General features: G+C 38.9%; 14 protein-coding genes. 6 read left to right on the top strand and 8 right to left on the bottom strand.

Annotation, left to right across the window (positions count from 1 at the left end; genetic code table 11):
- Positions 1 to 26: 26 nt before the first annotated feature.
- Positions 27 to 488, top strand: coding sequence for a hypothetical protein (locus tag BM015_RS06415; protein WP_090656276.1), 462 nt, complete (start codon positions 27 to 29; stop codon positions 486 to 488).
- Here the strand turns inward: BM015_RS06415 and BM015_RS06410 are convergent.
- The gene (locus tag BM015_RS06410) at positions 485 to 1333 is read right to left on the bottom strand and encodes an aminotransferase class IV (RefSeq protein ID WP_090656273.1); all 849 of its coding nucleotides are present in this window, start codon (positions 1331 to 1333) and stop codon (positions 485 to 487) included. The two genes, BM015_RS06415 and BM015_RS06410, sit on opposite strands and share 4 nt — an antisense overlap.
- Complete coding sequence (locus BM015_RS06405) at positions 1330 to 2451, bottom strand: DmpA family aminopeptidase (RefSeq protein ID WP_245751264.1); 1122 nt, start codon at positions 2449 to 2451, stop codon at positions 1330 to 1332. The genes BM015_RS06410 and BM015_RS06405 overlap by 4 nt, the downstream gene beginning before the upstream one ends.
- 313 nt (positions 2452 to 2764) lie before the next feature.
- Here BM015_RS06405 and BM015_RS06400 point away from each other — a divergent pair, with 313 nt between their 5' ends.
- Entirely contained in the window at positions 2765 to 3931 is a 1167-nt protein-coding gene (locus BM015_RS06400) for a mechanosensitive ion channel family protein (protein ID WP_218148446.1), read from the top strand.
- A 97-nt stretch (positions 3932 to 4028) separates the two neighbouring features.
- Here BM015_RS06400 and BM015_RS06395 read toward each other — a convergent pair whose 3' ends face one another.
- Together BM015_RS06395 and BM015_RS06390 are read right to left on the bottom strand one after the other, a co-directional pair.
- The gene (locus tag BM015_RS06395) at positions 4029 to 4658 is read right to left on the bottom strand and encodes a porin family protein (protein WP_090656267.1); all 630 of its coding nucleotides are present in this window, start codon (positions 4656 to 4658) and stop codon (positions 4029 to 4031) included.
- A gap of 196 nt (positions 4659 to 4854) precedes the next feature.
- The gene (locus tag BM015_RS06390; protein WP_143075770.1) at positions 4855 to 5223 is read right to left on the bottom strand and encodes a hypothetical protein; all 369 of its coding nucleotides are present in this window, start codon (positions 5221 to 5223) and stop codon (positions 4855 to 4857) included.
- Between the two features lie 198 nt (positions 5224 to 5421).
- Between BM015_RS06390 and BM015_RS06385 the strand changes: the two genes are divergently transcribed.
- Positions 5422 to 5928: a hypothetical protein gene (locus BM015_RS06385; protein WP_090656260.1), complete on the top strand. Its 507-nt coding sequence runs from the start codon at positions 5422 to 5424 to the stop codon at positions 5926 to 5928.
- 117 nt (positions 5929 to 6045) lie between these two features.
- Here the strand turns inward: BM015_RS06385 and BM015_RS06380 are convergent, their stop codons facing one another.
- The gene (locus BM015_RS06380; RefSeq protein WP_143075769.1) at positions 6046 to 7101 is read right to left on the bottom strand and encodes a ScyD/ScyE family protein; all 1056 of its coding nucleotides are present in this window, start codon (positions 7099 to 7101) and stop codon (positions 6046 to 6048) included.
- Between the two features lie 325 nt (positions 7102 to 7426).
- Positions 7427 to 9463, bottom strand: a complete 2037-nt coding sequence (locus BM015_RS06375; protein ID WP_090656253.1) for an adenylate/guanylate cyclase domain-containing protein — start codon at positions 9461 to 9463, stop codon at positions 7427 to 7429.
- A gap of 149 nt (positions 9464 to 9612) precedes the next feature.
- On the opposite strand from BM015_RS06375, the gene BM015_RS06370 reads away from it, so the two are divergent.
- Positions 9613 to 10164 (top strand): hypothetical protein, encoded by a 552-nt coding sequence (locus tag BM015_RS06370; protein ID WP_090656249.1) that lies wholly within the window; start codon positions 9613 to 9615, stop codon positions 10162 to 10164.
- 80 nt (positions 10165 to 10244) lie between these two features.
- Here the strand turns inward: BM015_RS06370 and BM015_RS06365 are convergent, their stop codons facing one another.
- Positions 10245 to 10907: a hypothetical protein gene (locus BM015_RS06365; RefSeq protein ID WP_090656246.1), complete on the bottom strand. Its 663-nt coding sequence runs from the start codon at positions 10905 to 10907 to the stop codon at positions 10245 to 10247.
- Positions 10908 to 10910: 3 nt separating this feature from the next.
- Entirely contained in the window at positions 10911 to 11249 is a 339-nt protein-coding gene (locus BM015_RS06360; RefSeq protein ID WP_090656242.1) for a PadR family transcriptional regulator, read from the bottom strand.
- Between the two features lie 188 nt (positions 11250 to 11437).
- Between BM015_RS06360 and BM015_RS06355 the strand changes: the two genes are divergently transcribed.
- The gene (locus BM015_RS06355) at positions 11438 to 12610 is read left to right on the top strand and encodes a sialidase family protein (RefSeq protein WP_090656239.1); all 1173 of its coding nucleotides are present in this window, start codon (positions 11438 to 11440) and stop codon (positions 12608 to 12610) included.
- Positions 12611 to 12758: 148 nt separating this feature from the next.
- Complete coding sequence (locus tag BM015_RS06350; RefSeq protein ID WP_090656236.1) at positions 12759 to 13496, top strand: IS982 family transposase; 738 nt, start codon at positions 12759 to 12761, stop codon at positions 13494 to 13496.
- Positions 13497 to 13583 lie beyond the last annotated feature (87 nt).

The raw sequence follows: 13583 nt of genomic DNA, 5'->3' as shown, positions 1-13583 counted from the left end.
ATACATTTGTTATAAACGTTTACTCTATGAAAAAAATTTACTTTTTGCTGTTTGCACTTGTTTTATTTGGATGTGTTAACAGCCATGCGCAGTCGCCGCTTGATTCTATTACAAATCCTAAAGACAAAGAAAAAGCAACTGCATTAACACAAACGATTAAAGAGCAAAAGGAAAGCCTTGCCGATATGGAAGACAAACTGGAAGAGCTTAAAACTACTGCTGATAAAAAAGCAAATGATGCAAAAATTAGTACTGAAGCAAATAAACAGGCTGCGGCCAATTTAAGCGAAGATGCTGCTGATAAGAAAAAAGCTAAACGTGCAAAGCGGGCTGCAAAAGATGCTGTAGGCGATGCAAAGGATGCAAGGCTGGCTTTGAATGATGTAAAAGATATGGAAAAAGATATTGAATCGATGAAGTCTAAAATTGCATCTAATGAGAAAAAGCTTGATAAATTAATGAAACGGTCATTGGCTTCTAAAAATTAAGCACCTGCAGCAGCAGGCGCTGTTTCTTTTTGTTCCATTTTTAAAAACAATTCATATAACCGGGCAGTAATTTTTCCGGGCTTGCCATCACCAATTTTCTTACCATCAATTTCAACAATTGGCAATAAACGTTTGGTGGTGCTGGTCATAAAAACTTCAACGGCATTCATTAATTCATTTGTGCCGATATCACGTGCAGTAACAGGCATAACGTCTTTGGCCAGTTCCAGAACTTTTTTGCGTGTTATGCCTGCAAGAATATTACTGGCCGGGGTTAAAAGCTCTCCGTTATTGTTTACGATAAATATGTTTGAGCGGGGAAACTCACTTATAACATTATTCTTATAATACAATACATCATCTGCCTGTTTTTCTTTTACTTCTTTTTGAAGCCATACGCCCATTAAATAATTGATAGATTTTACTGCAGGAAGATCACGCACATATTCATGGGTAATGATCTTCATGCCATTTTCATATTTCTCTTTTGGCGGCAGCTTTAAAGGCTGCTGCTGGATGATGATATTGCCTTCAACAGGCATATAGCCGTCCGGAGAATAACCACCGGTTGCAGTGATACGGATACCGCTTTCGGGCAGGTTATTTTTTTCTGTAAGTTTAAAAACAACTTCTTTTAATTGCTCCCTTTCAAGCGGAACAGTAATGAATATTGCTTTTGCAGACTGATAAAACCTGTTAAGGTAATCTTCTATAAATAGTGGCTTGTTATTAACTGTTCTGAAAAAATCAAACACACCATAACCTCTTTGCAAACTCAGGTCACTTATTTGTATAGCGGCTTTGTCTTCTTCAAAGAAATCATCGTTTATAAATACCCATTTCATGGCTGGTACCTGTTGTATTTTTTTAAAATAGAAATTACTTTGTCTTTCGGCAGTTCTTCAACAATATGCCCGTTACGGCCTTTCATGGTTTTGGCGGCAAATAAAGAATTGATAACAGCTTCTTCTGTGGCTTCAATAGCAGCCATAAACAATGGCGACATATCATCATTAAAAACGGTGGATGTTGTATATAATTTTTGCGCAGACTGGTGAGGAATGCGGATACTTGTATCGGCAGAAAAAGCAATTACATAATCGCCGCTGCCATTACTGGCAATGCCGCCTGTTTTTGCCAGGCCCATGAAAGCGCGTTTGGCCAGGCGTTCCAGGTTGCGGGCATCTAACGGCGCATCGGTTGCCACCACAACCATACAACTGCCATCGGCGGGATCGTTGAGCTGGTCGCTTAAGAAGTATTTGCCCAATTCTTCTCCTACCGGCACACCGGCTATCTGCAATACACCACCGAAATTTGTTTGCACCAGCACACCTACTGTATAACCGCCTGAAGCTTTTGGCAACACCCTTGATGAAGTGCCAATACCGCCTTTAAACCCAAAGCAAACCGTACCGGTGCCGGCACCAACATTACCCTGCTCTACCTTACCGGTTTTTGCATTGTTTATAGCCTCTGAAACATCCTGTTCACTTACATGTCTGCCGCGTATATCATTTAGATATCCATCATTGGTTTCACCTGCAACAATGTTTACACTGGCTATATCTTCATTGCCTTTTTGCGATAAAGTGTATGTGATGCCGGCGTTAATGGCGTTGGCAACACTTAACGTGTTAGTAAGAATAATTGGGCTTTCAATATTGCCTAATTCTTTCACTTGTGTGGTGCCTGCAAGCTTGCCGAAACCGTTGCCTGTGTAAATAGCTGCAGGCACTTTATGCTGAAAAATGTTGCCGGCATGCGGCATTATAACGGTAACACCGGTTCTAATACTATCACCTTTTATTAATGTTTTCTGGCCAACCAAAACGCCTGCAACATCTGTAATGGCATTGTTGCTGCCCTTTGATAAAACACCGATTTTAACGGGCGCCTGCGCATTTGTACTTAATATACAGCATAAAGAAGCAAGTAAATAAAACATTCTGTAGCTGAACATCTGTATTGTTTTCATGTCCGCGTAAATATATTGTAAGATCAGCTTACATAATAGTTGAATAAGTTTGAGAAGACCCCGGGGTGTGTATAACAGCGTTCCTGTATATCTTTTGTAAATTTGCGCTTTTATCATTGATGTAAAGCTGCATCCAAACGACTCGTTTTTTATTATGGAGACAATATCGGGAAAGACGAAATTTTTTTTGTATGAATGGACATATGCAATGTTGCGGAATTGGGGGCTTTCAGAAACTTCAGCGCACTTAATTAATCTCTTGTTCCTGGCGTTAATTTTTGGGATTTTATTATTGCTCGTGCAAGTCATTATAAGAAAAGTGCTGGTAAATTTTGTGGGCCGGGCTGCTATGAAAACTGCCTCCAAATTTGATGACTACCTGGTGCATAACCGCACCTTAAACAACATTGCCAGGTTAATTCCTTTATATATTTCTATTCAGTTAGTGCCGGTTATATTAACAGGTTTTCCCGGCTGGATAAATCCTGCAAAAAAATTAATCAATGTTTTGCTGGTGATAGCCTGGGTAATGGTGATACGGTCAATTCTCCGTTCATTCAGAGATCATTTACAAACCAAAAAAAGTTTTGAAGGAAAACCGCTTGACAGCTATTTACAGGTAGTAAATATCTTTATGTTTTTCATAGCCGGCGTTTTAATCTTTTCCACATTCACCGGCCAATCTCCCTGGGCATTTTTAACCGCAATGGGCGCAGCGTCTGCTATTTTAATGCTTATATTTAAAGACACTATTCTTGGTTTTGTGGCCAGCATACAGGTTTCAACAAACGATATGGTTAGGGTAGGAGACTGGATTGAAATGCCGAAATGCGGCGCCGATGGAGATGTGATTGAAATAAATCTTAACACCGTGAAAGTGCAGAACTGGGATAAAACAATTACAACTATTCCAACCTATTATCTTATTACCGATTCTTTTAAAAATTGGCGGGGCATGCAAAATGCCGGTGGCAGAAGAATAAAGCGTGCCATCAACATAAAAATCTCTTCCATTCATTATGTTTCTAAAGAAGAGATAACAGAGCTGAAAAAAATACAGTTATTGTCAGCTTACATTGAAGAGCGACAGGCAGAAATAGACCTTTATAATGAAAAACATTTTCCTGACAGAACAATGCCGGTAAACGGGCGTAACATGACAAACATAGGTTTGTTCAGGCAATACATTAATAAATATGTACAACAACATCCGCGCATAAGAAAAGATATGACTTTACTTGTTCGTCAATTATCGCCGAGCGAATATGGGTTGCCGATTGAATTGTATATGTTTACCACAGATACGCGTTGGGCAGTGTATGAAGATATTATGGCTGATATTTTTGATCATTTATTATCCGCTATAAAATACTTTCATCTTGAAGTGTTTGAAGCGCCTGCTTCAGATGATATAAGGGGTTTAAAACTTTCTTTTAAACCTGAATTATTTGCTTACCCAGGATAGTATAACAGGCACAAAAACTTTGACCATATAGTAATCGGTCAAAACGATAACAAGCCGGCCAGGTGTAATGAGCCGGCTTGTTATATAAATTAAAAAACTAATAATAATCACTTGAATTGCTGCCAAACATCCAGCCGATTGAAAAACCGAAAGCATCCATGCTTTTCAGTTTATAATAAGAGTCATTGGAAAGATTGGAAAGACCGAGGTTAAAGAAAGTGCTCAATGAAATACCATTGGCAAACTGGTAACCGCCTTTTAACTGGAGGCCAATATCAAAGCGTTTTATCTGCCCTGCCGTATCGCTTCCAAATTCAATTTTACTGGTGTAACCAGCAGAGGAATATTTACCGGAAATATTATACATGAGGTTAGGCCCGGCGCCTGCAAACAAGGTACTGTTATTGCCAAATATGTGTGAGTACATAATGGGAACAGGTAATGAAATGCGGTTAAGCGAATACTTTTCATCATAGTAATCATCGGCTATTTCCATATCACCGGCTTTAAATAACAGCGAAGGCCTTATTGCCAGAAAATTTGTAAGCTGAAAATGTGCTGTTACGCCTCCATGATAATTAAGCCCTGCATAAATATCATTGTCATTATAAAGTCCCGAAGCTGTAAAACCGATTTCAGGGCCAACACTTACCTGGGCATGAGTTTTTAAATGGATTGAAAAAATAATAAGGGCGGAGAGTGCCCATCTCAAAGCGTTTAGTTTCATTTTTTTAAAAGTTTAGACTGCAAAAGAAAACATTATTATAATCCAAAGAATATATCTCTGAAAATATTTTTAAGTAAAGAGTAATAGCCGTTGCCATTTAAATCAGCGAGCTTTGTTTTGCAGGAAGAGGAAATAACAAAAAGCCGCTTCAAAAGGAAACGGCCTGAATTTTATAAAAGGATATTATGCTTCTTGTTTATTCTTTGTTGCCCGTATAGATTTGTCCCTGGTAATCTATCTGCAGTGTGGTAACTTTATTATCGCCATCCCGTAAAAAAGTAAATGTGGCTGCACCACTTGCATCAAAAGCATCCTTTTTATCGCTTATAGCATCCAGCGGGCCGTTGTATTCACCTCCGGAATAATAAAGCTTGCCATCTTTTACACTTATTTCCATGTACTCAAAAGGCAATCCTTCATATTTATACTTGCCGGTAAATGTTGAACTGTCGGCAATGGAAAATGCAGGGGCGCTGCTGATTGTTTCGGTTGTAGAATCCTGGGCAGAAACCTTTAAGGTGAAAAGGCAAATGCCAAGAAGTGAGATAAAAATTGTTTTTTTCATACGTGCTGATATTTTGGGTTTTGAAGATAATGCAGGTTTATATCTGTGCAAAATAATTTGTTTGATTCCAGAACGTTTAGCCTGCAAGACAGTCATGCATTTTATGTTCAGCCTTTGTTAATGTTCTCAATAGTAACGGCTGCGCTTTTTACAACATAACTGCGTTTGTTATTTTTGCCGCCTTTAAATTTTATTGCTATGAAATTAAAACTAATTTTTACAGTAGTATTTGCATACACTGCCATGAGCTTGTTTGCGCAAAGCAGCAGTTATAAGCAATCAATCGGTGTGCGTTTAGGCAGTGGCTATTATGATGCAGCGGCAGCGGCCTATAAAACGTTTATAACACAGCCGGGCGCCCTTGAGTTTGACCTTGGCATCCGCCCTTACAGCCGTCATGCTAATGATTGGGTGAATGTATCTTTCTCAGGCGTTTACCAGCATCATTTTGATATAAAACCGGTAGAAGGTTTAAAATGGTTTATAGGAGGTGGCGTGGTTGTTTCAAATTCTTTTTCAGACAACAAAGACCGCCGCGGTTTTAACCTGGGTTTATTTCCTACGGGAGGTGCAGATTATAAGTTTGCCAAAATACCTCTAAGTGTATCTGCAGATATACGCCCGACAATAAATGTTACGGAAGCTTACGATTATTACGACAGGGTTTATCCCAATTTTGGTGTATCTGCGAGATATACTTTCTAAGTAATTACCAGGTAATTATGCCAAGCTGCGCAACGCCCGGCTAAACGAATAATAAAAAGGCCTTAAATAATAATGGCGCAATTTTTTAATTGCGCCATTATTATTTATGTTACCAGCTTAATTACCTCCGCCGGTATATGAAATTTCTAAAAGCGTTCCATCGGCTAAAGAAGTTACATACCAACTCTTGTGATTGGTTTGCTTAAGGCCGGCTGGCATGTTCAATCCATCTGCAATGGTTTTTGTTGTAAGGCCATTGGTCAAAAGCAATGAGCCGGTATTGGGCTCAAAATCAGTGGCGCCAAAATTTGCAAAATGTAATACAGCTTCTCCGAAGAAATTACCGGGGGCTATATCGGTAAGTGTTGTAAGATTTTTCTTATACACAGATATTTTGCCTGCCATGGAAACCCTGTAAATAACTGCTTCTCCCTTCAGAAAAGGAAAACCTGTAAGTGTTGATACCAAAAATCCATTTCCGTTAAAAATAATTCCGGTAGGCACCCTTTGAATGTATGGTGGGCCTACAGATGTGGGATTGGGAAAATCTGGAAATTGCGCAAACACACTGTAGTCGCCGGCTTTTTTACGTTGTATAATTGCATTGGCTCCGGCATCTGCAATGTATATATCGCCACCAGGCCCTTTGGTAAGATTATAAGGATGACTGTCGTTTGGCGTAACAATATTCAGTGAACGAACATAGCTTCCTATATCCTCATGTGACAATGTTGTGGCATCAATTGCAGGATCGCCCGGTCTGAAAGAGCTCACATCAGCCGTATATAAAAAATCGCCGGCCAATATATATAATATCCCGTTATCAAAAAGCATGTGGGCCGGACCTTCAACTTCTCCCGACAATGCGTTCGTGATGGACGAAAGGTTAATAATGGCATCATAGGTTGCAGTTGCATTTTTATCTGAGCCCGGCACAATTACAACAACTTTACCATCGTTATGGGCAGTGCCTGTTTCTGCTACCCAAATATTACCATGCCAGTCTGTTTCAATACCCATAGGCGCCATCAGGCCGCTGGCTACAGTTGTAACCTTTGCAGATGGCAAATCTGGAAGCTTGCTGCATCCTGCAATAAATAAAATCATTAAAACTGAAGGCAGAGAGAATAACACTCTTCTGCGAAGGGCGTAGCGGCGTTGCGAAGTTCTCATTGTTTTTGTTTTTAGTATATTAAAAAATCATTACCGGGCTAAGGAGTAAACGTGAAGTTTTAGATAGGAGGGGCATAAAGGTAAATGACATACACTAAAAAGTTTTTTTAATATTTGGTTGAATAATTATTGTTGATGGTGTGTATTTAAAATCTTCCTACGGGTACGTTTAGTTGCAGTACGATTGAGTAAATTGTATACTTTTTGAAGTTGAGGTGTGTAGTAAAGAGTGAAGAAATTTATGGTGCACAATACCAGTAAATGGCAAAGCTTTTTTAAGTGAAACTTTTAGTCGGCAAAGCAATAAATTACCTTGTTTGATCTATCACAAACCCAGCTTATTTGTTATATCAATAAATACATTTTCTTTATGAAGATTGTCAAAACCAGGCTCTACTTTCAGGTATATCAGCGAACTGAATTCTTTATTGTTGTATGCGTTTTTAATAAAGTATAAAGCCTTTTCATTTTCTTCCATAAATGCGCAAAGCAGGGCCATCTCTGTATAATTTATATGTTCGTTCTTTAGCTGTTCATTAAGCATTTGTTGCAATTTTGATTTATCGTGATTAAACACAGTTTTCCAGAATAAAGCATTACGTAAATTATCCTTATTAAGTGCTGCATAAGAAAGCACCGAATCTGTTTGCCCGAGCCAGAAATGACATTCAGTTTTGTACCTGTAAAGCAATTGGCAATTGTCAATGCAGCTATCTATAGCATGATTAAGCACTTTGATAGCTTCTTTGTATTGCCGGGCAAATTTGAGTATTAACGCCTTGTTAGCCCATATTCTTTCGGAATAAGGGTCAAGAAGAAGTGCTTTGTCAATATGGGAAACAGCGGAATCAAATTGCCCCGCTGCTGCGAGTTCCAAAGCATACCATTGGTTTGCATCTGCATATTTGGGCCTGATGGAAAGTGCCAGCCTTAACTCCTTCACTGCATCAGCATATCTTCCTTCAAGCGAGCTAAAAAAAATAGCCCTTGATGCACGTATTTCTGCTGAAGATGAATCAAGCTTAAAAGCATGGTTAACTGCATTTCTTGCAAGGTTTATACCCGAATTATATGGCAGATAGCCATTATCAATAAGTATGGTATATGTATCACTCAGGCCCGAATAAGCCAGGGCAAAATTGCTGTCTTCCTTTATTGCTTTATTAAATAAACTTATAGCTTCCTGCATTGACCGGGGAGTACGTTTTCTCAGTGCAACACGTCCCTCAATGTAAAACCGGTATGCTTCCGGGTTATTAGTCCTGCCTGAGGCAAAACTTTTTGTTCCTGCCGGGCCGAGGCCTGTATTTAGAGATTCGCTGATTTTAATTGCCACCTGCTGCTGTACCGACATCAGGTCTTCAAACTTTTCACGATAGGTTTTCGACCAGATAACTTCGCCGGTTGAAATGTTTTGCAGGTTCACAAAAACATAAAGCTTATCATTATCATGCTGCACTTTCCCTTCTAATATAGAACCTGCTTTAATTTCATGTAACAGCTTTTTTAAGTTGTCTTTATTATTACTGGCAACATTGGCCGGTATTTCTTTGATAGTTAGTCCGGGATTGGAAGAAAGTAAAGCTATCATTTCCTCTGTAAGCCCTTTAGCAAATACAGTATTTTGTTCACCGGCATCTATGCTTTCAAATGGAAATACAGCAATAACCTTTAACAGTTCATCAGTTTTGCCAGCTGTTGTTTTAGCCACAAACCAAGTCGAGAGCAATCCAATAACCAGGATCGGTAAGGTAACTCGTAATAGCCGCGGCTTTTTTAGCAGAGTCCTGAATGCACTGCCGGTTTTTACCGGTTGATTTAATGATGATTGCTGCCCGCTTTCATTTAGTTTATGAATATAAGGAACCTTAATCCCGTCTGCTATAACAGCGTGCAGGTTTACGGGTTGGAATATATTTTTCAGATGGAAACTGCCTAAGGCAACGGTTGAAATTTCACTATGATTTTGCAGTTCTGTGCAAACTTTTTCTGAAAGGATAATGCTGCCGCCAATTCCATACGGCTGAATGCGTGAAGCAAGGTTTACAGCATCTCCAATTACATCTTTCTTTTCAATAATTATATCGCCCTGGTGTATGCCTATACGCACAGGAATAATAGGTTCTGTTTGCAATGCCCGCTGTAAAGCAATTGCACAATTTACAGCGTCAATTACCGAAGAAAAAATAGTAAGCGTTCCATCTCCCAGGAATTTTATATGCTGCCCTCTAAACTGCTTTACCTGGTGGAGATAGGTTTGCTTATACCGTTCCAAAACATGCATGGCTTCAGTTTCATTATGCTGCATCAGTTTTGTAAAACCTTCTATGTCTGTAAATATTATTGCGGCTAGCTTGCGCATAGATACGGTTCCTGATTAACGAAGTTATATTGCCCTGAAAGCTGTTTCTAATATATAATTTTTTTTTGTAATCCTAAAATAATAAAATAAATTAGGGGTAACTTTTGAAAACTAACCTTCCGCTTCTTACTCACTTAAAATAATACACCATGTCACAATCATTTTTAAATGCAGGGCTTGCCAAACGCCTGGCAGAAGCAGCCGATTGTTTTCGCGATGGCAAATACCATTACTTCATTTGCAGGAAAACGCCGCCTTATGATTTGAATTACACAAGAGGATACGATTCAGACCTGGATGCAAGCAAAGATGCTGACGAAGCAAAATTTGAATTAGGGGAGGAGTATGAAAAATTCGGGCCTTATAAAACAGATCTTGCCGATGCGCCAACATTTAATTATGATGCCATACAAATAACATTTCTAAACGAAGGCCAGCCTGTTAGTATTGAAATATTAGAGGGGGATGTTGATGCCATTATTTTAAGCATGTCGGCTTATGACAAATTTTTACAGCCTTACTACCTGCGGCTGTATGGCATGACAGTGGCAAACCTGATGAGAACCCATGCTATAGCCGGGCTTACCGCATCACCTATGAGCGCTGTCCTGCATCGTAGCGGCAGCAATTCAGCATTTGCTGAAAGTGCAAAAAAAAGACCCGGTGGAACACTTCTCTCGGTGGCTGATTATAGTATTTAAGTAACAGGCACAGATAGAGATTTGTTATTAATGTAACACAGTTATTGTAACCACGCCGTACCGCCAGTGGCAATTCAATTTTAATTAAACGCAGCAGGATAAAGCGCTTCAGCCTTTTTTCTTATGCTGATATATGTTTTAAATGTAGCCATTTCGAATAGTGTTGTTATAAAAAGAAGAACAACAAACAATAAAGGCGAGATACGTAAGCTGAATGGTATTATAAAAAATTGAAAGAAAGTGGATACTGACATATACATGGAGCCTTTCTCTAATAACAGTAGCGGTTTTTTTACGTTTTTCCTTTGTAATACGGAAATCATAGGGATTGATATAATTCCAAAATAAATAATGTAAAAGTATATTTCTAAACTATGCTGTAACAGCTTAGATAATATTGACAATCCTGATACAATCAATATGGAAAGCGCTATTTCAGGCCATTTGAACATATTTTTTATTTCAGACCACCATCTTTTTTTCACAGCCTTCGCAAGATGATTCTGACGCTCTTCTACAATTTTTGCAAAACCAAAAATGCCAAAACCTTTATATACATTTTCTAATGCAGATTCGAATGATATACCAGGAATAAGGCTTATTTCATCTTCAATGCTTGATGCTAAATGATCTACAATTTCAATTTGAAGATCGTACCAGCGAACAGATTTTTTTTCAACAAAGCGAAATAATGATTGTATTTCTTTTTCAGACAGGTTGAAATTGGTTCTTAAATTTTCCACGATTTATAAAGATGGTTTAAGGTTTAAAATATTTTGAATATCTGCAATAAAACTGGAAAAATCTGCGAGTTTAAGTTTTATTTCTTTCTTTCCGGTTTTGGTTAAATGATAATATTTTCTTTGCCTGTTACCAGCCAATTCTATTGAAGATTCTATTAAACCATCTGCTTCCAGTTTATGTAAGGCCGGGTATAATGCTCCTTCCGTTAATTGAATATTGCCATTCGTTAATTCCTTTACTTTCCTGGTAATTTCATAGCCATACATTTTTTTATTATCATTAAGCAGTTTTAGCACAACGGTTGTTAATGTGCCTTTGAATAACTGGCTGTTGTCGTTCATAGAGTAAATATACCTAAGATTCTTATGTATAAAAATGCTGTTGAGAAAATGATGTGTTGTTGCAATTGATTTAAACTTGCCGCAAATTCAAATGTAGTATAGCGTAATTATATTGCACCATGCGAATGCTTGTAATGAAGAATACAAACAAGTAGCCTAAAGAAGTTTCGACAACTAAAATATCAGCAATGAAAAATAAATTGGTTGGGCTAATAATAGGATTAGTTTGGTTAAACTTTGCCCATGCTCAAACAGCAACTGTTCCCGGTGTGGTTGTTTGCCATTCTCCTGCGCCTGCACAAAAATATATAGGTTCTCCAAGCCTGGCCATTCTTCCCAATGGAAATTATGTGGCTTCCCACGACTTTTTTGGCCCCGGAAGTTCTGAATGGTCACAGGCGGAAACAGAGATTTTTACATCGAAAGATAAAGGCCGTTCCTGGGAAAAAATCAGCACGATTAAAGGCGCTTTCTGGAGTTCGTTGTTTGTGCATAAAGGTGCATTGTATTTGCTGGGGCCAGACCGCCATCATGGCACGGTAATGATTAGGAAATCATTAGATGGTGGTAAAATATGGACAACGCCTGCGAATAAAGAAAACGGCGTATTGCTTACAGGCGAATTTCACTGCGCCCCGATGCCTGTAATAGAATACAAAGGCCGGTTGTGGCACCCGATGGAAACTGCCCACGGGCCAATACTTGAATGGGGAAAACGCTATGGCGCCATGATAATGTCAGCGCCGGTGGATGCAGACTTATTGCAATTCAAATCATGGAGCACATCCACCGTTCAGTATTATGACAGCACATATTTGGATGGAAATTTTGATGGATGGCTGGAAGGGAATTTTGTGGCAGATAAAAGCGGGCAAATGTGGGATATGCTGCGGGTGGCCCAAAAATCGGGGTTTGATGAAAAGGCGGCAATGGTAGCCCTTTCGCCTGATGGAAAAACCTTAAGCTTTAACAGCAAAACTGGCTTTATTCCTTTTGATGGCGGAAGCAAGAAATTTGTGATTAAATACGATAGTGTTTCCCAATATTACTGGGCGCTGGTTAATGATATTCCGGAAAAATACCAAAAGCAATACCCTGGCCGTAACGCTTCTTCTTTCCGCAATGTTTTGACCTTGCGGAAATCGCCTGACCTTATTCATTGGCAGGATGTGAAAGTGATACTTGAAAATGATGATATGGTCAATCACGGCTTTCAATACGTTGACTGGTTAATAGAAGGCAATGATCTTATCGTTCTTTCCCGCACTGCATTTTTTGACGGAAAAGAAAATGCGCATAACAATCATGATGCGAACTTTCTCACTTTTCACCGCGTTGAAAATTTCAGAAGTTTAAAGTAAAGCTGTGCAGCGTGTTCAAATACTAATTGGTTGATTTCAAAGTTAAATGTATTAAGCTTTAACCCGTTGGCGGAGTTTTTTTTGATATAGATAAAGCAAAAGATGTTATGCAGTTGTCTAAGTGAGTGACCAAACTTACCAATACAAGATGCATAACATCAAAACAAACTTCGATAAAATTTTTGAAGTGGTGAAAGCAATTATACAAGAAGAAACAGACGCAAAGGGCAACTACCCGCGCCGCGGTACAAAGCCCAGGTTTTCAGACATGGAAGTGATTGCATTAAGCCTTACAGCAGAATGTTTAAGTATAGACAGCGAGCATTATTTATTTGCAAAATTGAATAAAGAATATCAGGCTGACTTTAAAAATATCGTTAGCCGCAGGCAATACAATGACCGCAGGAAGTTATTGTTTGAAAAGACGGAACGGGTACGAAAGCTAATGGCAGCAAGGCTTAACAAACAGGCAGATGTATTTGCCATAGATTCCATGCCGGTTGAAATCTGCAAACTGTCAAGGCACGGGAGAAACAAGATGGGTAAAGAATCTTTGCACCACTGTCCCGACAAAGGGTATTGTGCTTCCCAAAAGAAATATTTCTATGGCTACAAATTGCACAGCGTTTGTTCCGTCGCCGGCGTAATAGCATCGCTGGATTTAACCAAAGCAAGTGTGCATGATGTTCATTACTTAAAAGATGTAAAAGAATTGTTCAGCAATTGCACCATAACAGGCGATAAAGGATACATTGGAAGGCAGCATCAGATTGATTTATTCCAAACGGCGGCCATACAGTTGGAAGTGCCATTGAGAAGTAACCAAAAAGAACAAAGACCTGTCATTAGAATTTTGAAGAAAGTAAGGAAGCGGATAGTGTCTTAGCCCCCTAAAAGACTGGACAAAAATTGTAAAACAATTTAGTCACAGTAAATTTAGGAACAATGAAAACGAGACGTCAATTTAGCCCCG

Source organism: Parafilimonas terrae (assembly GCF_900115755.1).
GTDB lineage: Bacteria > Bacteroidota > Bacteroidia > Chitinophagales > Chitinophagaceae > Parafilimonas > Parafilimonas terrae.
The sequence above is the reverse complement of the archived record's forward strand: the minus strand, read 5'-3'. Positions and strand labels throughout refer to the sequence as shown.